General features: G+C 52.3%; 23 protein-coding genes. 11 read left to right on the top strand and 12 right to left on the bottom strand.

Annotated elements, in window-relative coordinates:
• From HF324_RS26615 to HF324_RS26580, 8 genes are all read right to left on the bottom strand, one after another.
• Positions 1 to 2,247: a tetratricopeptide repeat-containing sensor histidine kinase gene (locus HF324_RS26615; protein ID WP_168861268.1), complete on the bottom strand. Its 2,247-nt coding sequence runs from the start codon at positions 2,245 to 2,247 to the stop codon at positions 1 to 3.
• Between the two features lie 15 nt (positions 2,248 to 2,262).
• The gene (locus HF324_RS26610) at positions 2,263 to 2,955 is read right to left on the bottom strand and encodes a YoaK family protein (RefSeq protein ID WP_168861267.1); all 693 of its coding nucleotides are present in this window, start codon (positions 2,953 to 2,955) and stop codon (positions 2,263 to 2,265) included.
• A 26-nt stretch (positions 2,956 to 2,981) separates the two neighbouring features.
• Entirely contained in the window at positions 2,982 to 3,455 is a 474-nt protein-coding gene (locus HF324_RS26605; RefSeq protein ID WP_168861266.1) for a Dps family protein, read from the bottom strand.
• An 11-nt stretch (positions 3,456 to 3,466) separates the two neighbouring features.
• Positions 3,467 to 3,898 carry a DoxX family protein gene (locus HF324_RS26600; RefSeq protein WP_168861265.1) on the bottom strand — a complete coding sequence of 144 codons (432 nt, stop codon included), beginning with the start codon at positions 3,896 to 3,898 and terminating at the stop codon, positions 3,467 to 3,469.
• A 10-nt stretch (positions 3,899 to 3,908) separates the two neighbouring features.
• Positions 3,909 to 5,789, bottom strand: coding sequence for an amidohydrolase (locus HF324_RS26595; RefSeq protein WP_168861264.1), 1,881 nt, complete (start codon positions 5,787 to 5,789; stop codon positions 3,909 to 3,911).
• 8 nt (positions 5,790 to 5,797) lie between these two features.
• The gene (locus HF324_RS26590; protein WP_258539202.1) at positions 5,798 to 6,547 is read right to left on the bottom strand and encodes a M17 family peptidase N-terminal domain-containing protein; all 750 of its coding nucleotides are present in this window, start codon (positions 6,545 to 6,547) and stop codon (positions 5,798 to 5,800) included.
• A gap of 16 nt (positions 6,548 to 6,563) precedes the next feature.
• Positions 6,564 to 7,856, bottom strand: a complete 1,293-nt coding sequence (locus tag HF324_RS26585; protein ID WP_168861263.1) for an alginate export family protein — start codon at positions 7,854 to 7,856, stop codon at positions 6,564 to 6,566.
• Between the two features lie 123 nt (positions 7,857 to 7,979).
• A complete protein-coding gene (locus tag HF324_RS26580; RefSeq protein WP_168806001.1) occupies positions 7,980 to 8,612 on the bottom strand; it encodes a hydrolase in 633 nt (210 codons plus the stop codon).
• Between the two features lie 225 nt (positions 8,613 to 8,837).
• Between HF324_RS26580 and HF324_RS26575 the strand changes: the two genes are divergently transcribed.
• A complete protein-coding gene (locus tag HF324_RS26575) occupies positions 8,838 to 10,046 on the top strand; it encodes a hypothetical protein (RefSeq protein WP_168861262.1) in 1,209 nt (402 codons plus the stop codon).
• Positions 10,047 to 10,074: 28 nt separating this feature from the next.
• Here the strand turns inward: HF324_RS26575 and HF324_RS26570 are convergent, their stop codons facing one another.
• Complete coding sequence (locus HF324_RS26570; RefSeq protein WP_220100628.1) at positions 10,075 to 11,121, bottom strand: SGNH/GDSL hydrolase family protein; 1,047 nt, start codon at positions 11,119 to 11,121, stop codon at positions 10,075 to 10,077.
• A gap of 80 nt (positions 11,122 to 11,201) precedes the next feature.
• Here HF324_RS26570 and HF324_RS26565 point away from each other — a divergent pair, with 80 nt between their 5' ends.
• From HF324_RS26565 to HF324_RS26555, 3 genes are all read left to right on the top strand, one after another.
• On the top strand, positions 11,202 to 12,161 hold the full coding sequence (locus HF324_RS26565; RefSeq protein ID WP_168805995.1) for a YihY/virulence factor BrkB family protein: 960 nt from the start codon (positions 11,202 to 11,204) through the stop codon (positions 12,159 to 12,161).
• An 80-nt stretch (positions 12,162 to 12,241) separates the two neighbouring features.
• Positions 12,242 to 13,621 carry an MFS transporter gene (locus HF324_RS26560; protein WP_168805993.1) on the top strand — a complete coding sequence of 460 codons (1,380 nt, stop codon included), beginning with the start codon at positions 12,242 to 12,244 and terminating at the stop codon, positions 13,619 to 13,621.
• A complete protein-coding gene (locus HF324_RS26555) occupies positions 13,621 to 14,799 on the top strand; it encodes an AGE family epimerase/isomerase (RefSeq protein ID WP_246269294.1) in 1,179 nt (392 codons plus the stop codon). The genes HF324_RS26560 and HF324_RS26555 overlap by 1 nt, the downstream gene beginning before the upstream one ends.
• 176 nt (positions 14,800 to 14,975) lie before the next feature.
• Here the strand turns inward: HF324_RS26555 and HF324_RS26550 are convergent, their stop codons facing one another.
• On the bottom strand, positions 14,976 to 17,075 hold the full coding sequence (locus HF324_RS26550) for a chondroitinase-B domain-containing protein (RefSeq protein ID WP_168805991.1): 2,100 nt from the start codon (positions 17,073 to 17,075) through the stop codon (positions 14,976 to 14,978).
• 198 nt (positions 17,076 to 17,273) lie between these two features.
• Here HF324_RS26550 and rpiA point away from each other — a divergent pair, with 198 nt between their 5' ends.
• Positions 17,274 to 17,969 carry a ribose 5-phosphate isomerase A gene (rpiA, locus tag HF324_RS26545; protein ID WP_168805989.1) on the top strand — a complete coding sequence of 232 codons (696 nt, stop codon included), beginning with the start codon at positions 17,274 to 17,276 and terminating at the stop codon, positions 17,967 to 17,969.
• A 24-nt stretch (positions 17,970 to 17,993) separates the two neighbouring features.
• Positions 17,994 to 18,536 (top strand): TetR/AcrR family transcriptional regulator, encoded by a 543-nt coding sequence (locus HF324_RS26540; protein ID WP_168805987.1) that lies wholly within the window; start codon positions 17,994 to 17,996, stop codon positions 18,534 to 18,536.
• Here the strand turns inward: HF324_RS26540 and HF324_RS26535 are convergent.
• A complete protein-coding gene (locus tag HF324_RS26535) occupies positions 18,533 to 19,417 on the bottom strand; it encodes a DUF6999 family protein (RefSeq protein WP_168861261.1) in 885 nt (294 codons plus the stop codon). The genes HF324_RS26540 and HF324_RS26535 overlap by 4 nt on opposite strands.
• Positions 19,418 to 19,434: 17 nt before the next feature.
• Positions 19,435 to 21,321, bottom strand: a complete 1,887-nt coding sequence (locus HF324_RS26530) for a beta-ketoacyl-ACP synthase III (RefSeq protein WP_168861260.1) — start codon at positions 21,319 to 21,321, stop codon at positions 19,435 to 19,437.
• A 206-nt stretch (positions 21,322 to 21,527) separates the two neighbouring features.
• Here HF324_RS26530 and HF324_RS26525 point away from each other — a divergent pair, with 206 nt between their 5' ends.
• The 5 genes from HF324_RS26525 to HF324_RS26505 all read left to right on the top strand — a co-directional run bounded on the left by HF324_RS26525 (position 21,528) and on the right by HF324_RS26505 (position 26,875).
• Positions 21,528 to 21,971, top strand: coding sequence for a nuclear transport factor 2 family protein (locus HF324_RS26525; RefSeq protein WP_168805981.1), 444 nt, complete (start codon positions 21,528 to 21,530; stop codon positions 21,969 to 21,971).
• 67 nt (positions 21,972 to 22,038) lie between these two features.
• Positions 22,039 to 22,986 carry an MBL fold metallo-hydrolase gene (locus HF324_RS26520; protein WP_168805979.1) on the top strand — a complete coding sequence of 316 codons (948 nt, stop codon included), beginning with the start codon at positions 22,039 to 22,041 and terminating at the stop codon, positions 22,984 to 22,986.
• Positions 22,987 to 22,998: 12 nt separating this feature from the next.
• The gene (ligD, locus tag HF324_RS26515) at positions 22,999 to 25,032 is read left to right on the top strand and encodes a DNA ligase D (protein ID WP_258539201.1); all 2,034 of its coding nucleotides are present in this window, start codon (positions 22,999 to 23,001) and stop codon (positions 25,030 to 25,032) included.
• Between the two features lie 46 nt (positions 25,033 to 25,078).
• A complete protein-coding gene (locus HF324_RS26510; protein WP_168861259.1) occupies positions 25,079 to 25,954 on the top strand; it encodes a carbohydrate kinase family protein in 876 nt (291 codons plus the stop codon).
• A gap of 18 nt (positions 25,955 to 25,972) precedes the next feature.
• Positions 25,973 to 26,875 (top strand): helix-turn-helix domain-containing protein, encoded by a 903-nt coding sequence (locus HF324_RS26505; RefSeq protein WP_168861258.1) that lies wholly within the window; start codon positions 25,973 to 25,975, stop codon positions 26,873 to 26,875.
• The last annotated feature ends 57 nt before the right edge of the window (positions 26,876 to 26,932 follow it).

Here is a 26,932-nt window from a genome sequence, read left to right as displayed (position 1 = left end):
TTAGGTTGTCTGATGGGTGGTTTTTGCTGAAAAAAGTACCTGTATGGCTACGCCGTTGGCGGTACTGTTAAGGTGGAAAGATCCTTCCAGTTGTTCTGCCAGTCCTTTCATCAGGCTCATGCCCAGCGAGCATGATTCCTCCGGTATAAAGCTGTCGCGCAGCCCGATACCGTCGTCGGCGATAGAAAGCAGGTAATATTGTGCTCCGTTTTTTTTGAATGTTATTTCCACTACGCCGTGCCTGTCGCCGGGAAAGGCGTATTTAATGGCGTTGCTGACTGCCTCGTTCAGGATCAGGCCCAATGGAACGGCCTGTACTACATCTACCTGAATGGCTTCGCTGTTAATGCAGAAAGTGATTTTTGAACCGGTATCAAAACTTTCCTGCATAAACCCTGTCAGTTCCCGGATATACCAATGCATATCGATGGCGCCGAGGTTGTCAGTATGATAGAGCCGCTGATGGATCAGTGACATGGCATACATCCGGTGCTGGCTGTTTTTGATGGCCGCCAGGGCGTCTGCGTTGTCGAGATAGCGGGACTGGGTGTTCAGCAGGCTGATGATAATCTGGAGATTATTTTTTACCCGGTGGTGAATTTCTTTGAGCAGCCACTCCTTTTCATCCACCAGTTTTTTCAGTAGTTCATTCTGTGCATTGATGGCTTCCCGTTGTTTTTCCAGCCGGAAGGCGTTCCGCTTCTTCAGCCGGTATCTGTTGTATAACAAAGCCAGGATGAGCAGCAGCATGGCAATGCCACCCATGATCACGTTTCGGAACACTCTTCCTTTCTGCAGGGAAATTTCCTGCAGTTTGCTTTTCTGGGTCAGCAGCTCTATGTCTTTGTCTTTTCTTTCTGTTTCAAACTGTAACCGGAGTACATCGAGTTGTTTGCTTTGGTTTGTGCCGGTAACGGAATCTGATAGCTGTTTAAAGCGTTGGTAATGGATGATGGCGGAAGGCAGATTGCCTATCGCAGAGTCGGCCCGGAAGGCGAGATATTCTCCTTCTGATTGCCGTACAAGTCCGCCGGGGACCTCCTTCATGTCGCGCTGGTAATCCCTGATGTATTTCTCGGCTTTGCTAAACAGGCCCGCTGATTGCAGATAACCGGCAATTGCCAGGCGCACGGCCTGAACAATTCCTTTGTCTTGGTGGTCATCTTCCGGTATCTTTTTCAGATATTCATAGTGAGGGGCCGCTTTCTGCCAGGCATTTAATGCCATATAGTTTTTCAGGTAGCTGATTTTTGCCTGTACTATTTCGTTGCTCAGGACGATAGGGCCGAGTTTCCCGGCGGCGAACAGCGTATCCAGGCTTCTGCTGTATTCTCCGCGGTGGCGCAACGCGTCAGACATGTTTAATAACAGGGTCCTGGCAGTGCCCGTGTCCCGAAGATATCTTGCATGTGCCAGCGCTTTATCAAAATAGTCGAATGCCTGGTCATAATAATGCACGCTGTAATAGTTGAGTCCAACGCGGTTGTAGATCGTTGTCATCAGCGGCCCCTGTTCATTCATTTTTTCTGCGGTTTCCACCGCCAGCAGGTTGTAGCGAAGCGATTGCACAAAGTTGTTTGAACCGTGATACGCTTCTCCCAGAATGGAATACAGGCCCTGTAGCCGTTCATATCCCTTCTTTTTGTAGATGGAAAGGGCTTCCTGCAATACCTGTTCTGCATCGCTGTAGCTCCCGTTCACCTGTAACAGGTCGCCGATGAACTCTTTTAGTTGTGCTGCGGGCAATTCCTCCCCGTTTTTCAGGAAGATGTCCGCCCCTTGTTGATATAATGCGATTTTCCGGGGGAGATCTTTGGCATCGTTGGAGTAAGTGCCTCCTAATTCAATAATAGCCTGTGCCTTTTCTTTTTCCGTGCCCGCCTGCGACAGCAGCTGGAGGGCCTGTTCGCTGCTTGTTCTGCCTTTTTCTGCCTGTCCGGACTCCCGGAAGGCCTTGGCCCGCAATAGTTTACTCAGGCCAAGGCCCCTGAGATAGTTGATCTTCCGGCTACGGCTTTCCATTGCGTCGGCCATGCGAAAGCCCATATTCATGTCTTCTTCCCGGGACTCCGGCTTGTCGAGGAATGCTTCGCCCACGCGCAACATCCTGTGAATGGTGGCGGTATCGGCTTTGTCAGTCCTAAGCAGTTCACCGGCTTTGCCGGTGTCTGTATCAGCCTGGGCTAATATGGCTGCCGGTATCAGCAGGTGTATCAGCAGCAGTAGCTGCCGCCGGGAATTGATCATACATTGAAACATCTGTTATTCTTCTTTTTGCGCGGACATTTCTCCCTGCAGGTAACAGATCACGATGGCTACGCCGGGTATAATGATAGCGCTCAGCCCCGCCCACCGCGCAACGAGCGCGCCGATGATACAGCCGGCCAGGAACCCGCCGATGGTGACAGCCTGCTTTTTTAGCCCGGACACCGGTACCTCATTGCCCTGCCAGCCATTCCGGATAATGCTGCCCAGGTCCAGCGCGGCTTGTGTGACATTGCCCGTCATCATAGTGGTAGGGCCATGTGTTTCCCTGGCAAACAGCTTCCCGAAGGCGTTCTGTAGGCCCATGCCCAATACAGTGACCATGACGATAAGATAGCTTACCGGTTTTTCTTCCAGAGATGTTAATATCGGCAGGAAAAAAGCTGTGATTCCGCAAGCCGTCAAAATTAGGCCTTCTGCCAGTAAAATGCGGTATTTTTTTACTGTTTTTTCTGCCAGCCAGCCGCCGGCCATCACCGCCACTATAAATACGGGAAACGTAATCAGCTTGATCCATGCCGTGGCACTGGTACTTCCGGCGGACACCTGTGCCGCGAATACAATGAAGTTGCCCGTAACATGCGCGGAAAAAATGGAATCGCCGGACACGAAAGTGGCGGTATCACAATAACCTGCCACCCATGCCAGCAGGAAAGTGACCCAGTTAATACTATGTTTTTGTTCTGTCATACCGGTCGTCTGTTTAGATGAACAATTTATTCCAGGTGCGCCCGGAGCATCCAGGCCATTTTCTCATGTGTTTCCATCAGCCCTGTGATGTAATCACTGGTGCCGGCATCATGGAGGGCGGTGCCATAATGGTTGATGTTCTCCCGGAGATGAATCAGGATACTTTCGTGATCGTGCAACAGGTCTTTGATGAACCCGATGCCGTCGTTTTTCTCCCTCGTCATTTCGGTGAGATGGGTGAGGGCCAGAAATTCTTTGAGCGTGGCCGGTGGAAAATGGCCCAGCGTACGGATACGTTCTGCCAGATCGTCGATGATTTCTTCCAGTTGCTGGTACTGACTTTCAAAGAAAATATGTTTGCTGTGAAAATCGGGCCCTGTCACGCACCAGTGCGCCTTCCTGGTTTTGGTGTACAGTAAAAATTCATCTGCCATCATTTTGCCCAGCGAATGGGATACCGCGGCCAGATTTTTTTGTTCGATGCCGATATTGGCTTGCATGCGTAGATGATTTAGAAAAGGTGATATAAAAATTGTACGTCTATGGAATAGTTGCCAGGTCCCAGTATCAGCAGCAACAAAAGGGACAGCGTGTACATGTAGGGTACGTCCCGTACTTTGGGACTGTCTTTCCGGTGCACGAAAAAATAGCCGATGGCGGTTACGCTGATGGTAGGCAGGATCGCCAGGCGGGTAAACAGTCCCAGTGCCATCAGGAAGGGCACCACAGTGTCTGCGAATGTGGCAACAAGCCCATTCAGCTTATCGGGCAGATGCAGCGGATTAGGAACATGTTCCTTTTGTCCGTTTTGCAAACGGAATTTTTTCATGCCATGCACACGGAACAGTTCAAAAGCGAGCAATACCCGGAAAGCCAGCAATGCATAGTTATTGAGGGCGCTCCCGGCGTCCGAGTAGAGGAGATGGCGGATGATCTCATTCATAAAAAATATTTTAAAAAGCAAAACAGGAGCATCCGAAAACACCCCAGAATGCGCTGTAGTTATTGACCGGCACCGGATTCAGCCTGGCTATATTGTGATCGTGCCCATGTACGTCGCAGCTTCCGGCGCAACAGTGTACCTGACTGGTAATGGCTGCCGGATTGTTTTTTACCAGGCTGCCTTTCGAAGAATAATAACCTCCAAACCGGTTAACCGGCGACCAGTCGGGCAGCACAGGGATAGCAGGGGGAGCGTGTGAAGAGAACTCGTCGCTGCCATACACGATTTTCCCGCCTACGATCGTCAGGAGGGATGATATGTGTTTGATGTCTTCTTCCTGTATGGTGAAATAGTCGGCGTCCAGCACCGCGAGGTCTGCCAGCTGGCCTGTTTTGATACACCCTTTAAGGTGCTGCTCATCTGAGAACCACGCACTGCCCCGGGTGTATAATTCGAGTGCGGTTTCTCTGCTTAGCCGGGTGCCGTCGTCATAAAGCTGCAGGCCACCGGCTGTTTTGCCGGCGGACAACCAGTAGAGGGCTATCCACGGATTATAGCTGCTGACGCGCGTGGCGTCTGTGCCGGCGCCTACGGGCACGCCTGCCTGCAGCATCCTTTTCACCGGTGGCGTTTGCGCTGCCGCTGCCTTGCCGTAGCGATCAGTAAAGTATTCCCCCTGAAACGCCATCCGGCTCTGAATGGCGATACCACCGCCAAGGGCCTTCACCCGGTCTATGTTCCGTTCATCGATCGTTTCAGCATGGTCAAATATCCAGTGTAGTCCGTCGAACGGAATGTCCCTGTTCACTTTTTCGAAAACATCGAGGAAGCGGGAGATACTTTCATTGTAGGTGGCGTGTAACCGGAATGGCCAGCGGTTTTCCACGAGGTGGCGCACCACTTTCTCCAGTTCGGCTTCCATGGTTTCCGGCAGATCGGGCCGCGGCTGCAGAAAATCTTCAAAGTCGGCAGCTGAAAATACAAGCATTTCACCTGCGCCATTGTGCCGGTACATATCGTCGCCCTGATGGACTTTCACCGTGCTGGTCCAGTTTTTAAAATCTTCCAGTTCCTGTTTGGGCCTTTGTGTAAAGAGATTGTAAGCAATGCGTACGGTAAGCTGTTGTTTTTGGTGAAGTTCGCTGATCACCTGATAGTCGTCCGGGTAGTTCTGAAATCCGCCACCGGCGTCAATCACACTGGTAATACCAAATCTGTTCAGTTCCGTCATAAAGTGACGGGTGGAGTTGACCTGATGTTCGTAGGAAAGCCTGGGCCCTTTTGCCAGTGTGGAATATAGTATCATTGCATTGGGACTGGCAAGGATCAGCCCTGTAGGTTCTCCATTGCGGTCCTTTTCGATGATGCCGCCGGGAGGGGCCGGTGTATCTTTGGTGAAACCCACAGCCCGCAGGGCCGCACGGTTCAGGAATGCACGGTCATACAGGTGCATGATGAAGACCGGCGTGTCCGGGGCAATGGTGTTGAGCTCTTCCAGTGTCGGCATCCTCTTTTCTGCAAACTGATGTTCGGTCCATCCACCTACCACTCTTACCCATTGGGGGGATGGCGTGACGGCCACTTGTTTTTTCAGCATAGCCAAAGCGTCGGAGAGGGAAGGGACGCCGTCCCATCTCAGTTCGAGATTGTAATTCAGTCCTCCGCGAATGAGGTGGATGTGGGAGTCGTTGAGCCCGGGGATCACCCGTTTCCCTTTAAGGTCTATTTGTACTGTTCCTGCTGCGCCATATTGCTGAAGGATGACCTGATCATCACCTACGGCCACGAACCGGCCGTCGCTGATGGCAACGGCAGTGGCGCGGGGATTAGATGGGTCCACCGTATGTATCTTCCCGTTGTACAGCACGAGATCTGCTTTTTTATTCATCATGGCGGTATTTAGTTGTTAAAAGATGCAATGGCTTCCCTGATACCTTCTCCTGCTATTTCAAAAAATGCCGGCCCGGCCAGCAAGGTGGCCTGGGTTATGGGCTTTACCGGAGAGAGGTGTAGCTTTTGCAGATAGCGTTGTGTGCGCCAGGCATTGATGATCCCTTTGGTGACATTGGCAGCTACCAATGCCGTGGGAGCGTCGACACCGGCATCTTTGATGTCGCTGGCAAAGGCAAAGCCGGATACGCCGAGCCGGGTCGCTTCGCGAAGGGCTACGGCGCCGACACTGATCATCATGTCTGCATTAAACTCATGACGGTCGCCCAACCCGATCAGCAACAATCTGGGCGCTTTTATGGCGCCTTTGGGCGGGGTGATCAACAGTGTTTCCAGGTAATGCCCTTCGAACTTTCCGCTTTTTCTTAATTCAGTGATCTGTCCCTTGAGCGCTTCGTCGAGATGTACCATTCCATTAAGTGCGGCTGGCAGCGCAGGAGGCTGGAAAATGTCGCCTTCGGTATATTCAAATACGCAGGCTACCTGTAACGGCGCTGCGGCAGCGGAAGGGCCTTGCACTAATCCAATGATGGATATGCCCTCTGCTTTGCCCCATACTTTTGTGGTGCCTATGGGCGTGGTCCTGGCTGGGCTGTCAGTCTGCTGGGCTGATAATACAACGGAATGCAACAAAAGGACGGAAACGCTCATACAAACAACGAGCGCCCGCTGACATCGGATAATAAATATTTTATTCATGGTGTATTGTTTTATGCTAGAATTTGAGACTGATCCTGGTATTGATAAACAGGCCATCCTTTGGAGCAGGTGTTATATCCCGGATAAAAGCACCTGCTTTGAAATATTGAAAGCCACAGTTCAACGAGATAAATTTGTTTAAACTGTAGATGAAGCTTGCGAGCCAGGCCGTGCCGATATGTCTTTCTGCAGATGTTGAACCGGAGACGTTAAATCCTCCGCTGGGCCTGTAAATACCATCCTGTAGCGAATACCGCCAGTTGAGCACCACATCCGCCTGCGCCAGTATCTTCTTACCAATGTTGATAGTGGCATAGGGATGTAAATCTATCAGGTTGACAGGGCCGATCTGTGGACTGAAGCCAAAGTATCCGCCTTTGGGATACAGCGGATTGAAAGACTGAAGGCGACCGTCTCCTTTTTGGCCGTCTCCTGAGATATAATCATTCCGCAGGCTGATCGCCGGGCGGCCGGGGAGGTTTTCAAACAGGTAACCCGCTTCCACGGATGCTGTCCAGGCGTTGATACGACCATCTCCAAAAGAACCGAACTGCCAGGCGGCTTCCAGGTTGTATATGAAACCGCCGCCATAGCGCCATATCCGGGTGCCTGCGGTATGCCGCAATTCTTTATGGATGCCTTCTTCAAACACCGAGCGGTCGCGCTTAATACCGATGTAATACACGTCGATATTGGGAAAGGCGGGAAGAATGATTTTGCTGTACAATCCCCAGAGGTTCACCTGCTTGCCGCGTTTATTGTCAAAAGCGCCGGTGTAGGTGGTGTCGGCCATCATCGCAAATCCGTCGAGGCTCCATCGCGGAGTGGTATACATCAGTTTAGCCCCGTCGAAATACAGCCGGAGGTTGGGACCTTCTCTTACGGAAATCAGTCTGCCGCTGCCATAATCCAGTTCCTGCCTGCCGGTGCGAAGGACCAGTTGCTGATCTTTCCTTTTGATGATAGTAGCATCGATGAAGAGGTTTTGTATATTCAGATGGTCTTCGTCGATAGGACGGGGACCATTGTCCCTTCCGGTTTCCCAGGCGCTTCTGATCTGGGTGAAAATCCTGAACCGTTCATGCAGATGGAGGTCTGCATGCAGGTCGTAACGTTGCAGCAAAAAAACGTTGCGCCCAATGCCCAGCCTTCCCCAGTCTTCGTTGTTAAAATCAACATACTCTACTCTGGCGCCACCGCCGAAAGAGACGTAGGCGCTGCCGGTTTTTGACAGGCTGGTGTATTTTATTTTCCGGTAGAAGTTGCGGGTGGAATCTTTGAGTCCTGAATAGTCTTCATCAAAGCGCATCAGTTTAAAGCTTTGCCCTTTCACCCTGACAGCAGAAGAAAGACAAATAGTAACCAGAACGGCTAAACGAATCAGACGGGGAAGGCGTTTTATTGGCAATTGGAGCAGTTTTTAAAGAATGGTTCAGTGTTTCAGCATGTGGTGGGCGTAGTGGATACCGATGCCATAGGCGCCGCCGTATTTTTTCATCAGATCAGTTACCGCCTTATAAGTCTCCTGACGTGCCCAGTCACGTTGCAGTTCCAGCAGGTATTGAATGGCGGTCATAGGTTTTACTCCGGCATGTATCATTCTTTGTACGGAGCGATCGTGTGCTTCAGGGCTTACATCACCACAGGCATCGGTGATCACGTACACATCATAACCTTCTTCGAGTGCGGAGAGGGCGGGTCCTACGATGCACACGCCAGTCCACAGACCGGCCAGGACCAGTTTCTTCTTGCCCTTTCCAGTGATCGCTTTGTAGGCGGCTTCATCTTCCCAGGTATTCATGGAAGTACGGTCGATATAACCGGAGGTGGCCTGCGGGTAAAATTCTTCGATTTCAGGGAAGACAGGGCCGGAAAAAGATTCTTCAGCGACAGTGGTGACAATCGTCGGCACGTTGAAAATTTTTGAGGCGCCTGCAACAACAGCAGTATTGGTCCTGAGTTCACTCAGTGCAATACTTTTAGTGGCAAAGCCCATTTGGCCTTCAAAATCGATCAGGACCAGCGCATGATTGTCGGGAGACAATAAGTTGGATGATGGTTTCATTTTTTAAAAGTTTGCGCCAGGGATTCAATTCAGATGCCTAATTGTAAATTGCTGATAGTTAGTTGGTTATGTTTTTTTATGATAAGGGAGGGGTTACGTTATTTCGTAAAATTATGAAAGGGCGCATAAAAGTGCTGACAGAAAACCCGTTTACGGTTTCCATGTAACATTCGCCGCAGGGGAGGTTGTATAAATTTTTCCGATCTTCAGCATTAAAATAATCATATGCAACTGACGGCATTAAAAGACGACATACTTCAAAGATGGATAGCCGCTTTCGGGGACATGGACAAGATAGAGCAGGCTAAAGCTGCGGCAGTGCGGTATGTGTACGCCCGGGGCGAATGTTACCAGTTGGACAACTACGACGGCAGGCAGATAACGCCTGACGAAGAGGTGTTTTCGGAGCCTGCGGAAGATACCGGGTATAAATACGGGCTGGATGAAAAAGGCCGGCCTTGTTATTTATTTTATGAACATCAGCATAACCGGGTAGCGTGGGAAGGTTGTTTTCTCTATAGTGAAGAGGAGGCGCGGTATGTTGAATTTAACAGGAATGAAAACACACCTGTAAAGGTACAGCGGATGTATATGGAGCAAGGCAGGGTGGCCGGTTATCAGTCGTGCATGATCAATGGCCGTCAGCTGGGCCCTGTGTATGTTACACTCGCTCCCGAGGTGATGGTGCCACAACTGATACAACACCACGCATTGATTTTAACGGTGAAAAAATACCGGTATGAAGACGGGCGTATTGCAGGGACAAAGAGTTTATCCATCCTGCCGGGTATAGGGGAATGCCGGTCTGAACAACAATATGTTTATAACGAAAAGGGCGACTTACAGGAGATTTCAAGAGAAGATGACAACGGCCATGTGGTGTTCGACTATGTAAAAGTACCCGAAGGCAAGACTTTGACAGACCTGGCGGATGAACTGTCGTTACAGATCGCTGATGCGGTGATTGCGGGCTTGCAGGCCGGAGATATCAGGGAACCGCTGGCTGTTGTGGAACTGAATTACCGGGCTGTAGATGATTATCATCCGTTGGTAAAGGTGCTGACGGCCGAAGAACAGCGCCGGTTGGCCGGGGAATTGGAGGGTAATGAACTGATGCAGGCAATGCTTTTTTCTGACGGGGAATATATTACGCTCGACGATACGGCGCATGCCCGGTTATTGAAAGCATTTACAGCGGAAGTACTTCGAAGCAGACAATACGATGTGGCAGACGCAATGATGCATCAGGTAGCCAGGCGTCTGACTGCTTCCCGCTTTTCCGGTAAAATACCTTTGGATGATTACTTTTTCGTCTATGCAGTCGACTGGAGCCTATCTGATGAGGACACAGCAGGTATGCTGCGCGCCTGCGGCATGTCCGGTAAAACCTTTGATTACTGGCGTTCCCGTGGTCTCTTTGCCGGCGAAGAATAGTGTTTGAAAAACATGCGGGCCAGATTCATCACCAGCGTTTCAGTTTTTTGATATAGGTGGTCAGCTCGTTGGCCATCAGCTGATGCCCGGCCAGATCGGGATGTCCGCCGCAACCGTTTTGATATTTTCTGTTGTAAAAATACTTACTCACCTTTTTATCCTGCGTGGCTGCTACCACGGCGGTGATATACCGCTGCAATACCGGAGAAAACGCGGGGTCTGCCATGGGGCTGTCGATGCAAATGATGCTGGCTGCCGGGTAATATGTTCGCAGCTTTTTCAGGAACCCGACATAAGCCTGGCAGAAGCGGGTAGAGTCCTGCGGGCCGTCGTTTTCGCCGAGGGTAACGGCCACCACGTCCGGTTGATAGTTGGCGAAGTCCCACGGGATGGAGTCGCGGTGCATATTGACTTTATCAAACACCTGCGGCATGGTGAGCGACATACCGCAACAGCTGTGGATAAGCCCGATGCCGGAAACGGAGCTGAGCTGCCACTGCGCGTTGAGTTTGCGGGCCGTCAGCGCGCCATAGCTTTGCCAGGCGTTATGCTGATCATACCACTCCCCCTGTCCGCAGGGTTTTGCCGACTGATCGCTGCCCGAGCCGCAGGTGATGGAGTTACCGATAAATTCTATTTTTCGTACAGGCGATACCGGTAGTGGCAGCAGTTCCTGGCAGCGCAGGCCGGCGAACTCGAGGTAACCGATACCGGCTTCGGTGTTTTTACAGATAACGATGGTATGCGGACCGTCATTCAACCCCTGATGCAGGCGGATAGTATCGCTTTTACCCAGCAGCTGCTGACGGAGGGGTGGTTTATTGTCGATAATAATGGACACATAATTGTGACTGGTGCCGTATAACATTTCATCGTTCAGCACGATCTCGCAGCGTGGTCCTTTGAAGCGGGCGGTCACGTACACGCCGGGCGCCCAGAAGCGGGGCGTAGCGGGACGGGAGAAATCAATACGGCCCACATATTCGAAATAGCCGTTATCGGCAGGGTAGAAGGTATCGGCGTGGCTGGTCTGCCACAGCAGGCAGCTCAGTAACAGGACAAGGATCTTATACACAGTCTGTAAGTTTATGGGATGCTCTATATTTGCAATTGCGGTTATACGTAAATTAAGCATTCCGGGCCGAATTGTCAAACATGGGTGAAATAACAACAACAAAAAGACAGCCGTACTGGCGTCTCCTGCTACTGTCCTTTAAAGATGCATATCAGTCTTTGCAGGCCAACGACCCGTTGCGGCTGGCTGGAGCTACCGCTTTTTTCACCACCTTCGCCCTGCCTGCCATCCTGGTGATCCTCATACAGCTGTTACGGCTTATTTTCCGGATGGAACATCCGGGCCGCCGTTTGTCGATGCAACTGGAGGCGCTGTTTGGCGTGGAGACGGCCGAAGCGATCGTGCAAACGCTGCGGGCGTTCCGGAGCATCGCCCAGAACTGGCTGATAGGCATCGCAGGGTTTCTCTTCCTGCTGTTTGTCGCCACCACCCTGTTTAAAATTATCAAAGGCTCCATCAATGAACTGTGGAAGATAAAGCCTGTCCACCGTGCCAGCTTCGGCCGGATAATGGTATCGCGGCTGAGGGGCGTGCTGGTGATCTTCTTCGCGGGACTGCTGTTCCTCATTGACGTGGTGGCGGAAGCAGCCCAGGCTTTTTTAGGGAAGTATATCAGCATCTACCTGCCGGCGCTGGCGTCTTATTATAACAGCGCGCTCAACTATGTACTTTCTGTGTTGATCGTGACCGCCTGGTTTTACCTCGTTTTCTATTTTATCCCCGACGGACGGCCCCGCCTGAAGCCGGGCATTATCGGCGCACTGGTGACCGGCATTCTTTTCAGTATCGGTAAAATCGTCCTGAAAGTGTTACTCACCTACAGCAGTATCAACACCCTCTATGGCGCATCCGCATCTACCGTGCTGTTGCTGCTGTTTATGTTCTATTCTTCCATTATCTTCTACTTCGGCGCGGCTTTCACCAACGCCTGGTCGTACCACACCGGCATGCCTATCCGGGCGGCGCATCATGCCGCGCATTATGAGCTGAAAACGGCGGAAGAGCAACCATCAGCTTCGACGGATAACAAATTACCGTAATCGGATAAATAAGTATTATAGAAAATGTAATTTGTGGGGATAGTTTTGCCTGGCAATAACAGCCAGCTTTATACCCACGTATGGACAACCAAATAACGCTCAAGGAAAAAATCGGCTATGGTTTTGGCGACATGGCTTCCTCCATGTTCTGGAAGCTGTTCGGTATGTATCTGTTGTTTTTTTATACCGATGTGATGGGAATTACCGCCGCCGCCGCCGGTACCATGTTTCTCATCACCCGCATCTGGGACACGCTTTTTGACCCGGTGGTAGGCACTATGGCAGACCGTACCAGTTCCCGCTGGGGTAAGTTCCGTCCATATCTCCTGTACATGGCCGTCCCTTTCGGCATCATCGGGGTGCTCACCTTTACCACACCTGCCTACAGCGCTCCGGGCAAACTGATTTACGCCTATGTCACTTACTCCGCGATGATGATGATCTATTCGCTGATCAATGTACCTTATGCGTCGTTGCTGGGCGTTATCTCGCCTGACGGGCGTGACAGGAACACGCTGGCTTCCTTCCGGATGGCGTTTGCCTTTGGCGGCAGCCTGCTGGCGGTGGCGCTGATAGAGCCGCTGGTCAGTATTTTCAGCAAAGAGGCCACGCCGCAACGCGGCTGGCAGCTGGGGGTGACGGTCATTGCATTGATTTGCGTACTGCTGTTCCTGTTATGTTTTGCCTGGGTGAAGGAACGGGTAAAACCGGCCTTTGAACAATCTGCATCCCTGAAAGAGGACCTGCGGGACCTTTGGCAGAACAGGCCCTGGTGGATATTATTAGGCGCAGGCGTGGCAGCGCTCATATTCAACTCTATCCGCGATGGGGCCACCCTGTATTATTTCAAGTATTTTATTCAGCAGGACGCCGCCTTTCAGCTGGGGACCACCAAGGTGACTTATTCCACCCTTTACCTGCTGATAGGGCAGGGCGCCAATATCATGGGCGTGGTGCTGGCATCGCCGGTGGGCAACCGCATCGGTAAAAAGAATACCTATCTTTCGGCCATGGTGATTGCTTCTGTGTTAAGCATCGGCTTTTTCTGGCTGCAGAGAGAGCAGCTCGTGCTTATTTATGTGTTTCAGTTCATCATCAGCGTTTGTGCCGGGATTGTCTTTCCCCTGTTATGGTCCATGTATGCAGATATCGCTGACTATTCCGAATGGAGGAACGGCCGTAGGGCTACAGGGCTCATCTTCTCTTCCTCCTCCATGTCGCAGAAGTTCGGCTGGACGATCGGCGGCGCTATTACCGGCTGGCTGCTGGGATACTTCGGTTTTCAGGCCAACAGCGTACAGGAACACGCCACACAGCAGGGTATTGTACTGATGTTAAGCTGGCTGCCCGCCGCAGGGTCGCTGTTGTCTATTCTTTTTATCGTTTTATATCCTTTGTCGGAAAACCGTATAGCCCTTATCAGCAAAGAACTGGCTGTCCGCAAACAACAACTCAACTGATGATACAGCAAGCATTAAAACAGGCACTACAGACCGAATTGCACCGCATCCTTCATTACTGGACCACCTGCCTGCCGGATGAACAATACGGCGGGTTCTACGGAAAGGTGGATAATTACAACAACATTGATCCCCGGGCGCCCAAAGGTGCGGTACTGAATGCGCGTATCCTGTGGACTTTCGCCGCTGCGTATAACCTTACAGGTGATACCACGCTGTTGCCGCTGGCGCGCCGTGCGGAATGCTGGTTCAGGGAACACCTGCTGGATACGGAATACGGCGGCGTGTTCTGGACGGCAGACTACGAGGGCCGTCCGCTGGAAACCAAAAAACAGGTGTATGCCATTGCTTTCGCCATCTATGCTTACAGCGAATATTACCGGGCCACCAAAGAAGAAGCGGCGCGCGCTGTCGCCATCCGCCTGTACAACAATTTGCAGCAGTATGCTTACGATCCGAAGTCAGGCGGGTATTTCGAAGCGTTTACGCGGGAATGGAAGCCTTTGCAGGACCAACGGCTCAGTGAAAAAGACGCCAACGAAAAGAAGACCATGAACACGCATCTGCATGTACTGGAAGCTTACGCCAACCTCTACACGGTATGGCCGGAAAGTACACTGAAGAAAAACATACAGGATTTATTGCGGCTTTTCCGCGACCGCATCATCGATCGTAAAAGCGGGCACCTGCATCTCTTTTTCGATGAGCAATGGCAGGTGAAAGGACGGCTGGTATCTTACGGTCACGATATAGAGGCAAGCTGGTTGCTGCTGGAAGCTGCACAGGTCATCCACGATGCCGAACTGACTGCCGACTTCAAAGCCATGGCGCTGAAGATGGCCCTGGCAACTGAAGAAGGCCTTGCCCGTGACGGCGGATTGTGGTATGAGTATGAACCGTCCACACAGCACATGGTAGCCGAAAAGCACTGGTGGCCGCAGGCGGAAGCCATCGTAGGATTTGTAAACGCATGGCAGTTGCAGCCTTCAGGCAGGTTCCTGCAGCGGGCGTATGACTGCTGGAAGTTCACCGAAGAACATCTGCTGGATAAAACTCATGGCGAATGGTATTGGGGCATCCGGGAAGACGGCGCCGTAATGGAAGAAGATAAAGCCGGCCTGTGGAAATGCCCGTATCATAACGCACGGGCCTGCATGGAAATAATGAAACGTTTATAAACCATATGCGCGCATTCTCCGAAATCTGCATTTCCCGGGGGCCCGGGGCTCATGCCCCGGGCTACGTTGTTATTCAGGTTCTCATTTGGCTTAACGTTTAAACTTCCGGTTAACGGATCTGAAAGAGATCGTAGCCCAGGGCGTGAGCCCCGGGCCCCTGGGGGAATTTGGAATGATCAATATTTAAACACGCTGCGGGTTGTTTGATGCAGCCCGTCGCTCACCTGTACGAAATACATGCCTCCCGGCATGGCGGTGAGATTAAAATTAGCTTCGAGGGTGGTCTGATCGGCTCCCAGCACGGTGGCGGCTACCTGGTGACCTTTCGCGTCGAGTACGATCAGCCGGTAAGATTTATTTTTTTTGTCTGTCAGCTTCACTTTGAAAAGCCCAGTGGTGGGGTTGGGATATACATTGACCGGCACTTCCATGTCCACTGTGGCCATCATGTTGCCGGCCTGCAGTGCAAACAGTTCCCATTCTGCCAATTGCGTACCCGTGTCACCGTTATTGGCGGTGATGTTCAGCCGGTAATAGCGGTAGGCGGTGGTATTGGTACAGGTATAGCTTTTGGTGAGCCCGCGGCTGTCGAAAGTTTGATTGGAGCGGCTGTCAATGCTGGTCCAGGTGATGGTGTCGTTGGAGCCTTGCAGCGTCCAGTTTTTCGGGTCGCGGCCGGGAACGTCGTTGCCGGAGGTCAGCGTGTATTTGGTGACAGCGGCGGGCGTAGTGGATTTGTATTGTACCCATAAGGCGGTCCTGCCGCTGCGGAAGTATTTGGTGGCGGTGTTGTTATCTATCAGGCTGGGGATGTCTTCCGACGGTTTCGTGGTGTTGGGATACTGACCGGTGATGACGCCGCCGTTGTCGGTGAGGTCTACCAGTTGGTTAACAGGCGGGGTGGAATTGGCGTTGTGTCCTACCATGGCAGGTGTGAGTATCCTGGCGGTCACCGGGGCGGTGGATACCTGGTCGGCGCCGGCGTCCAGGGGGAGCGAGCGGGATTGGCCGTCCATATCGAATTTCACATCGGTGTAGCCGGAGGTGGCGGCGCCGATGGCCGGGCTGCCGGACTGCAGGTGGAAGGTGCCGGTGGTGTCGCGGGCTACCTGTGGATTGGCGGTAACATAACCACCGCCGGGAATGGCGCCGGCGCTGGTACTATAGATGATATTGCCTTTCCAGGTGGGATTGGTGTACGGGCCGGCGATCTGTGCGGCGGTGCTGCCTCCCTGGATGATGTTGTAAGCTACGTTGGTGTAGGTGGCGCCCAGGCCGTCGGTGCGGCCTGACTGGGTGATGTTGCTGGTATTGTTGACAAGGGTGTTGAAAGCGATCAGCACGCGGTCGGGGCGGTCATGGCAGGTGAGGGGAGAGCCGTCGGCCACTTCACCGTCGCCGTTGCCGATGTTGATGGCAGGATTGCAGCTTTCGAAATGGTTGCTGTAGATGAAATGGTCGTCGCCGAAGATGCGGATGCCCGGTGTGTTGATGAAGTAGTTGCCGTACACTTTGCACTTGTTGCCGTGGCGGAGGGTGAACTGCGCAGGACAGTCGCGGATGGTATTGTACCGCAGCGTTACTGCCGAAGCTTTCACGGAGATCATTTCATTTTCGCCGGCGCATTGTTCAAAGAGGTTGTATTCCACGATGCTGTTGCTGGAAGACATGCTGTAGCCGCTCAGCCCAAACTGCAGCGTTTCTATGCCGTTGCCGGACTGGGGCTGCTGGTCGAGGAAGTAGTTGTGGTGTATCCACAGGCTGTCCGCTATCTGGCTGCCGCTGCCACGGATGGCGAGGAAACGGCCCAGCGCATTTTTATGCTGGAAGGTATTGTAATCTATTTCATGGTGACTGCCGGCGATGGTCAGGTTTTCGCCGTCGCCCGGCGTCTCGAAGATGTTGCGGGTAAAGCGGCAGAACGACGTGCCGCTGCCTGTTTTAGCTTTGCTGGCGCTGTGGGTGAATTTAAATCCCTGCACAACGATGTATCTGGCCGGGCTGGAGATGTTAAACCCGCCGGTGCCGGTGATAATAGCGCCTGCTACCGATTGTGCCCTGATGGTGATCGGCTGTGCTGCCGTGCCTTGTTTGGTGATGGAGATATCGGCCGAAGCGGTGTAGGTGCCGTTGGCCAGGATGATGACGTCACCGGGACCGGCGTTGTTGATGGCTGATTGCAGCGCTGACAGGGATGTTACCGTCGTTTGTGCGGTGGATGCCTGTGCAGCTGCCAGCCAGCATAACAAAAGCAGGGGGAGTAATTTTTTTCTCATGTGGAATGTTTAAAGGTGGTGGTAGGGTATGTATGGGCGGGACAAATCCGGGCTTCAGGTCTTTCAGGATAACTAAAGGTCTTCATTTATGCAATCGTTTGCATTTGCAAGAAAAGAAAATTCTGCGGATTAAAAAAACTGTTTTTTTAAGTGCCTACTGCTGAAGCATTTAATTACTTTTAGGGGAAGTAATACAGCATGGAAACGATTGACTATAAACTGGAAGCAGCCAGGAAAGCATTGACTTATATACGGGAAGGGCATACCGTGGGACTGGGAGCGGGTAGCACGATCGCGCACCTGGTGCGGGAATTGGCGGCGGCGCCGGGCCTGCGGGAAAACATCTCCGTTGTGACGGCCTCTTTTAACACCCGGCTGCTGTTGCAGGAACACGGGTTTATCATCCGGGAAACGGCTTCCGTAGCGCAGCTGGACTTCCATTTCGACGGCTGCGATCAATTTGACCGTCAGCTCAACGCCCTGAAAAGCGGTGGCGGCGTACATACGCTGGAAAAGCTGCTGGCCGCCATGGCCCAACGGTTTATACTGGTGGGCGACGGTCCCAAATATGTGGAAAAACTACTGCCTACCGTACCGGTGGTGATAGAACTGGTCCCGGATGCGTTGTCTTTCGTGCAACAGGCATTGCGCCGCCTGTACCCCGACGCACAACCGCAGTTGCGGCTTAGCAACAAAAAAGACGGGGCTGTGATCACCGAACGGGGCAACCTGCTGATCGACATCTTCTTTACCGCATTTCCCCCGGTTGCAGAAATTAATCCACAGTTAAAGGCCATCCCCGGGATACTGGAGACGTCCCTGTTTTACCGGATGGCCCATGAAGCCATTATAGCGGGTAAAAACGGGGTAACGGTAGTATCACCCGAAAGATAGATCAGTCTGTCTTATCTTTGTAGTATGAAACAGAAAAGCAGTGATCCCCGGCAGCGGTTGCTGGATACAGCCACCGATCTATTTTACAGGCAGGGCTACCACGCCACCGGCATCAACCAGGTATTGCAGGAAGCGGGTGTGGCCAGGGCCAGCCTGTACCTGCATTTCGCCTCCAAGGAAGCGTTGCTGGAAGCTTTCCTGGAATACCGGCACAACTACTGGTTTGACGCCCTGAAAAGCTTTACGGAAAAGCCTTCCAAACCCAAAGAGAAAATCCTCGCCGCCTTCGATTTCCTGCTGGACATCAACGAAAAGGAAAACTACCGTGGGTGCGCTTTTTTAAATATCCTCTCTGAAATCACTGCACAGGACGGGGAAGCCCTCCGTATTATCCGGGACCATAAGAAGGACCTGCGCGCTTATTTTTCTGCTATTCTCAACAAGGAAAAACAACTGGTGCAGGACCATATTTACCTGCTTTTTGAATCCGCCATGGTGGAGAGCCAGCTGTATGCCAACCAGTGGCCGGTACAGGAGGCCAGAAAGATGGTGGCTGAACTGCTTTAGTTGGCTGCTGCCTGTTTTAGCTTTTGTTCTACCAGCAACGCATGCAGCACTTCTGTGGAAAGGCCGTGCAACGTGAGCCGGAAAGCAGCGCCATAAGTGGGCAGCGGGATCATGGGATGTTTATTGTTCAGCGCTACCAGCCGCTCCGGGCAGTTCATGATCGTAGCGGCATATAACCCGATCACCTCATCCAGCTGTAATGAATTGGATGCTCTCCAGAAATCACTATCCGTCAGAAAGAACTGGTACACCGGTGTGAATATCTCAATAGCAGTAGCCAGATCAATGCAGTTGCTCCATTTGTTCCGGAAAGGCTCAAAGGGCAGCGGCCCCACGGTGATGGCGCTAAAATCAGGTTCATTCACTTTGGTAATGGTCTTGCCTTTTGCTTTCAGCGCATTATTCAGGTTGATGATAAAGTTGTAGAGATTAAGATCGTGCTGTAGAAAGAGGTCATCCTTTACGGCATTGACGGACACCGGTTTCAACGGATGCATGGGAATGTCTTCGATATCTTTCACATTGTCTTTTATAAACCGCAGCACTTCCGATCCCAGGTAAAAATGACGCAGGATCAGGAAATTGGCTTCCGGTGTAATGCAGTATTTCATGCCCCGGTACAGCCAGCGGTGCAGGCGTTGCGGCGCATTGATAATATTAGGTGCAATAGCTTTAAACACCTGCAGCAGAATGATGCCCAGCCGGGCAAACACTTTTACGAAAGGATACAGGAACTGTTTGGTCCTGCGGCTGGAATCGTACAGGAACGCGGCTTTGGCGTCCGGGTTGAACGGGATGCTGCTGTCGAGGAACAGGGCATGCCAGTGGCTGGGATTCCTGGGGTTATTCTCCAGCTGTTCAAAATAAGCGCTGTCTTTCATACACAAGTACAATACGGTCAGTAATTTCCAATTTGCTCCAGTTGCAGCCGGTATAAACGGCCTGTTACTTTCGCGGTTTTTACGATTCTCTCTGCAAGGCTGGTCGTCAGCAGGCCTGACTGGATCGCGTTTTCAAACCGTTCGAAATGGTTTTCGCTGGAATCGCTGGTTTCATGATAAGTGAAAAACGATACCTGGTCGTCCCGCAGTTGCAGCTGTTGCTGAATGGCGCGTCCCCAGTTGCCCGCCACACGGTTGCCGAGGCCCTCGATGATGAACATGCCGCCCAGCAGATCAAAGGGGTCCGGCTGGCTGGCCCTCTGGAACATGTAGGCGCTCAACGCTTCGCTGCCGATGTTCTTCTCTCCCCGTTGCAGTTCTTCAAGGCTGCCGCCACATTGAATATAGTTCTTTTCCAGTATCTGGTAGTCCCGGTGTTCATCGCGGGAATGGGAGATAAAGGAAGAGCGGATATCGAAATGCCCGATGCTCACGTTGGAGGCCGCGCGGGCGATCCACTGGGAGCCGTCTATCACCTGCTGCCGGAGGTTGAACAGCAGGGCTTTGTATTCTTCCAGTGTGAGCGTGCCGGAAAATATCTTTTTAACAATCGGCACCTGTCGCAGGGAACTTTCAAAATCGATCCATACCGTCGTCAGCTGGCGTATCAGCCATTCCAGTACCGGGTTCTCCAGATGTATCCTGATTTCAGGCGCCTTAATGTCTGTAAGCAAGGACGATGGATCAAAGGTCTGCGAGGCTGTTGGCGGTACTACTGTCAGCATCATAAAGCCAGTGATAAAACGACCGCTTTCAGGCACCATGCAGAGTATTTTATCGCCTGCTTTCAGGGGTTTGCTGCGCAACAGTTCTTCCAGCAAAACAAAGATGGAAGCGGTGCCCACGTTACCAACGGAGTACAGGTTGCTGAACCATTTTTCTTCAGGGATGGCAACGCCGCCTTTGGCCAACAGCTGTATGATCTTCTCCTTAAAGTGATGGGAAGAGTAGTGGCATACCAGCCAGTCGAACCCCGCTGCGTCAAACTTCCCTTCATCGACCAGCTCGAAAAAGCGTTGTACGCCCAGCTTCACCATGTTGTCTACCAGCCGGAGGTCCTGCTTCAGGTTGAGCGCTCCGTCCCTGTCTGCCGCAGAGAAACTGTCATAGTCCATCCATGAGAGCGGCCGACCACCGGCTTCTCCTTTGTTTCTGCCTGCATACATGCATACGTCGTACAGGTGTGCATAGGACCGCAGGTCTATCCATTCTATTTGCAAGCTGATATGTTGCGCTGCCGGCCTGTTTTGCAATAACAATGCGCCGGCGCCGTCTGACAGCATCCAGCGGAGAAAATCTGTTTCCAGTTCCAGTCCGTGCCCGTCACGGATACGTTGCTGCTGTTCAAACCGTTTGGCTTTAAAGAGCCTGCTGGCCAGTTCTCCGGCGCAGGCTACGGCTGTTTGCGCGGCGCCGGTCTGAATATTCGTATAGGCGTTTTTGATAGCCATCAATCCTGCTGCGCACACGCTCTGGTGACTGGCAATTTCGCAGGCAGGGCTGCCCAGGTCGGCATGCACCATGCTGGCGAAACCGGGCACCGGTAAGTCAGACTGTGTGGTAGCGGCAGAGATGAGCTGTATGTCTGTCTTGCTGGCGCCGTTCCGGCTCAGGCAATCTTCAATGGCCCTGGCAGTCATGCCGCTAACGGTATGGGTTGTACGTTGTTGTTTGTCCAGCGCGTAATACCTCGACCGGATACCGTTTTGAGACAGCATCTTCGTTTTGCTGCGGGATGGTTTCCCGTCAATCAACCCAAGGTATTCTTCTATTTCATCATTGTGAACAGGCGCGCCAGGGAGATATTTACCGGCTGCCGTAATATAGACGTTCTCTAATTGCATATTGGTGTTTGTCAACGGTGGATGAAAATGTGTGGCTTGTTATGAGGAATCAAGATAGCCGATTTTTCAAATATAGCAAGCTGATGAGGGGATCTTCCTCCAAATCTTCCCAAAAAAATTCTTGCTCAAATAACAATAAGTCATATCTTTACTAAAAATAGACAGATTGGTCTGTCTATTATTGTGGATCAAAAAAAATGAAAAACATGGAACAGAAACCTCCCTTTCCTCCTTTCACGCTGGAGACCGCCCTGCAGAAAGTTCAAATGGCAGAAGATGCCTGGAACAGCCGTGATCCCGAAAAAGTATCAAAAGCCTACACTGTAAACACTGAATGGCGCAACCGTGACCAGTTCATCAACGGCCGCGAGGAAGTAGTGGCCTTTTTGACTAAAAAATGGGAAAAAGAACTGGATTACCGCCTGAAAAAGGAACTGTGGACTTTCAACGACAACAAAATAGCGGTAAGGTTTGAATACGAATGGCACGACAAGGTGGGCAACTGGTTTCGCTCTTACGGCAATGAATTATGGGAGTTTGACGCTCACGGCCTGATGCAGCGCCGGTTTGCGTCTATCAATGACGTGCCTGTCCGCAGTGATGAAAGGAAATTCAAAGATGAAGGGGACCCGCTGGTCCTGGCTTGTTAGTCAGTAACGAGCTCAGGCTTTATTGCAGGAACGGGAATTGTGGTAACAACCTCCAAAAGTGCATACTATGGAAAACATTACCAACATTGAAGAGATGGCAGACAGGGCATGGTTTCAGGTGGCGCCGGGCGTGTGGGGCATCCGTGATCTTTTTGTGAACATGTACCTGGTGCAGAATGCACGTACCCGCTCATGGGTACTGGTAGATGCAGGCCTCCGCACATCAGCCCCCAAAATCAAAGCGGCGGCGCGGCAACTGTTTGCCCCGCACTTTGTGCCTTCGGCGATTGTGCTGACACACGGTCATTTTGACCATGTAGGTGCGCTGCCATCGCTACTACGGGAATGGGAAATACCGGTATATGCACATTACCTGGAAGCGCCTTATCTGACGGGCCGTTCGGCCTATCCGCCACCAGACCCCTGCGCCGGCGGCGGCCTCATGACGATGATGTCATGGACTTTCCCTAAAGACCCCATCGACCTGAATGGGCATCTGCTATTGCTGCCGGAAGACAAAACGATTCCCGGACTGGATGGCTGGCGTTACATCGAAACGCCCGGTCACACTCCGGGACACATCAGCCTTTTCCGCGACGAAGATAAACTGTTGCTCGCGGGCGACGCATTTGTGACCACCCGTGCAGAAGCCCTGAGCAGCACTATCACACAAGCCAAACAAGTCTCCGGCCCTCCGAAATATTTCACACCCGATTGGATATCTGCAGAAACCAGCGTGAAAAAGCTGGCGGAACTGCAACCGGAGGCAGTGGCCACCGGTCATGGGCGCCCTCTCTACGGCGCCGGGATGCAGCGCCGCCTGCAGTGGCTGGCCGACCACTTCCAAACAGCGGCCAAACCCCGCTGCGGACGATATGTGGAAGAAGCAGCGGTGGCAGGCGTCAACGGTGTCGAATATGTGCCGGCGGCCCGCATTCCCAAATGGCTGATACTGGCCGGCGTGGTAACACTGGTCGCCACCGGCGCACTGTTATACAACCGGCGTAAGTCATAAAACCTGTTGCCTATGTGCGCTCAAAGAACTTCCGGTAAACAGGCCATGCCCAAACCCGGTAATACCACGCCCATGCTGGCTACCCTCACATCGTCTGCCACCGACGAACCCGGCTGGCTATACGAAATCAAATGGGATGGGTATCGCGCCCTGGCCTTCCTCGACAAAGGAACGGTGGAACTGCGGTCACGTAACAACAAGTCCTTTAATGAAAAATATTACCCTGTTTACCAGGCGTTGCAGCAATGGAAAGTCAACGCCGTGGTGGATGGCGAAATAGTAGTGATCGATGAAGAAGGGTATACGGACTTCAGCCGGTTGCAGGAATGGCGCAGCGAGGCAGACGGCCAACTGGTGTATTATCTCTTCGACATCCTCTGGCTCAATGGTAAAGACCTCACTCCGCTGCCACTGATGCAGCGCAAAAAATTATTGCAGCAACTGATGCCGGTGAATAACGCGGTCCTTCGTTTCAGCGAAGGTTTTGTAACGGACGGCACCGACTTCTTCGAACAGGCTAAAAAGCTGAAGCTGGAAGGTATCATCGCCAAAAGAACCGACAGTCGCTATACTCCCGGCGTCCGCACACGCGACTGGCTCAAAATCAAAACCAGCAACCGGCAGGAAGTCGTCATCGGCGGATATACGAAAAACGAAGGGTCTTCCAAACCTTTCAGCTCCTTACTGGTAGGGGTATACGAAAATGGTAAACTGCAATACACCGGTAAAATCGGTACCGGATTCTCCATCGCGCTGCAACAGGAACTGATCAAACAGTTTGCTCCGCTGGAAGTAAAAAAGTCGCCGTTTGCCGTCATCCCCGATGTGAACAAACCTTCCCGTTTCCGGCCCAATCCCCCGCAGGCAGCGGCAGTCTGGCTGAAGCCCCAACTGATCTGCGAAGTCAGTTTCCGCGAAATGACATCCGATGGCGTCATGCGGCATCCCTCGTTTGAAGGCATGCGGGAAGACAAAGCACCGGCACAGGTAACAGCGGAAAAGCCGGTGAAGGCACGCACCGCCAAATCAAAAAACACAACGGAAAAGAAAACCGCCAAAGCAACTTCGCTGAAAAAAGCGTTGAAGCCTGCAGCGGCTAAAGTCCGCAACACATTGCTGAACCCGGGTGAAGAAACACAGGTGCGCACCATCAACGGCCATGCGCTTAAATTCACCAATCTCAGCAAGATCTACTGGCCGGGTGAAAAAATCACCAAACGTGATATGATCAACTACTACTATCAGATAGCGCCTTATATGGTGCCTTATATCAAAGACCGGCCACAGTCGCTCAACCGCTTCCCCAACGGTATCAAAGGCGAGAGCTTTTATCAGAAAGATGTTTCCGGCAAAGCGCCCGACTGGGCGCCTACGTTTCCCTATCACAGCAGCGACGAGCCCCGCGAAAAAGAATATCTCGTGGGAGAAAATGAAGCGACGCTGCTGTATATGGCCTCGCTGGGGTGTATAGAGATCAACCCGTGGAGCAGCCGGCTGCGCAAACCGGAAAACCCCGACTGGTGTATTATTGACCTTGACCCCGATAAAACTACTTTCAACGAGGTGATTGAAGCGGCGCAGGTGACCCACGAAATACTGGAGGCGGCAGGCATCCCTGGTTACTGTAAAACTTCCGGCTCTACCGGCCTGCATATCTATATTCCGCTGGGTGCAAAATACACCTACGAACAATCCAAAGAATTCGGCCGTATCATCGCCCGGCTGGTACATGGCCGCCTGCCGGACACCACCAGCATTGAGCGTGCCACTAACCGGCGGAAAAGAAAAATGTACATCGATTTTCTCCAAAACAGGCCGCAGGCCACCGTAGCGGCGCCTTACTCCCTGCGCCCCAAGCCCGGCGCCACGGTGTCGATGCCGCTGCACTGGGAAGAAGTGAAAAAAGGGCTGACGATGAAAGATTTTACTATCCATAATGCCGTGCAACGGGTACGCGAACAAGGAGATATTTTCAAACCCGTATTGGGCAAAGGTATCAACATGAAGACAGCGCTCGCCGGTCTTGAAAAACTGTTCCGCGAATAACAGAAAGATAGTATCTTCCCTATCACCGCATTTAAAAAAAATTCGCATGAAGCCTGTTACCGTATGCTTTGGAGAAATACTCTGGGACATATTTCCCAACGGCGTCCGCAAGCCCGGCGGCGCCCCCTTTAATGTCGCTTATCATCTTTCCCGCCTCGGGATGGACAGTTATATTATCAGTCGCACCGGCGACGATGAAGCCGGTGAAGCCTTGCGGCAGATCCTCCGCCAGTGGCAGATCCCGGAAGAGACGGTACAACCGGACCCGCAGCAGCCCACCGGCGCCGTATTGGCCACGGCAGGAGAGAACCACGAAATGCATTACGATATCCTGAAACCGGTAGCATGGGATTTTATCGCATGGCAACCGGAACAGGAAGCGCTCATACGCCGCGCCGGCGCTTTTGTTTTCGGCAGCCTCGCCATACGCAGCGAAGTGTCGCGTAGTACGTTATGGAAGCTGCTGGATGCCGCCCCCTATAAAGTGCTGGATATTAACATCCGTCCGCCGCACAGCGATATGAATGTTATCCGGGAACTATTGCGCCGGGTAGACCTGGTGAAAATGAATGAAGAGGAACTGCAGCTGGTGCTGCAGGCTACCGGCGATACTTTCGGCTCGCCGGTGGATGGCGCCCGTAAGGTGATGCAACATTACGGTGTGCCGCAACTGATCATCACCCGCGGCAGCAAAGGCGCCTTGTATGTAGACAAACAGACGCAATACGAACGCCCGGCCAAACAGGTGACGGTGAAAGACACGGTGGGCAGCGGTGATTCCTTTCTCGCCGGTTTCCTGTCACAGCTGCTGAAAGGACGCCCCGTGCCGGCCGCGCTGGACCTGGCCGTGGAAGTCAGCGGCTTCGTGACCACCTGCGAAGGCGCCAACCCCGAATACGACAGCAGTCGGTTTGATGTTTGAATTTCGTAACTTTGTTATATGCCAAAACCACAATCCATCGCAGAGTTCTACCAGGAGAAAATGAACTGGATGCCCGCTAATCTCCAGCAGGACATCGGGCATTTTAATGTTTTCCGCATGGAAGACTGTAAGCCTGCAAGTCCCAGCATGTCTTACAATCGCCGTGACTTCTATAAGATAAGCCTGCTGAGGGGAAGGTTTATCTATCACTATGCAGACAGGAGCCTGCTGGCGGAAACCGGCAACCTGCTGTTCTTTAACCCGCAGGTGCCCTACGCCTGGGAGCAGCTGTCCGAAGGACAGGCCTCCGGCTACTTCTGTATCTTCCGCGAATCTTTTTTAACGGAGATGGGCCGTTACGCGTTGAAAGACCTGCCTATGTTTCACCCGCAGGGAAAACCTTCTTACCGGCTTACGCCCGAACTGGAGAGCGAGGTGGAGCGGTTGTTCCTTAAAATGCTGGACGAAATCAACAGCGACTACCGGGGTAAATATGACCTGATCCGGAACTACCTGATGGAGATGGTGCATCTGGTGATGAAGACAGAACCTTCCGAAAGGCTTTATCAGCACCGTAATGCCAACGAGCGGATCGCGGCCGTTTTCATGGAGCTGCTGGAACGGCAGTTTCCTATTGAAGCGCCGGGGAGAGTATTCCGGCTGCGGGCCGCCGGGGATTTTGCGACAGAATTGTCCGTGCATGTGAACCACCTCAACCGGGCGGTGAAAGAAACCACTGGTAAAACGACCACTACCCATATCTCGGAAAGGATCGTCAGGGAGGCAAAAGCACTGTTACGGCATACCGACTGGAACGTATCGGAGATCAGCTACAGCCTTGGCTTTGAGGAGCCTTCCCACTTTAATAACTTCTTTAGGAAACATACCCAGCTGACACCCACTGGTTTCAGAGCTGTTTGATTTTTGCAATCATTCGTTTGTTTGGCGTAATAGCCGGTATCTATCGCGTCCCTAATT

The sequence above is a fragment of the Chitinophaga oryzae genome (assembly GCF_012516375.2).
Classification (GTDB): Bacteria; Bacteroidota; Bacteroidia; order Chitinophagales; family Chitinophagaceae; genus Chitinophaga; species Chitinophaga oryzae.
This window is presented reverse-complemented; position numbering and strand designations above follow the sequence as displayed.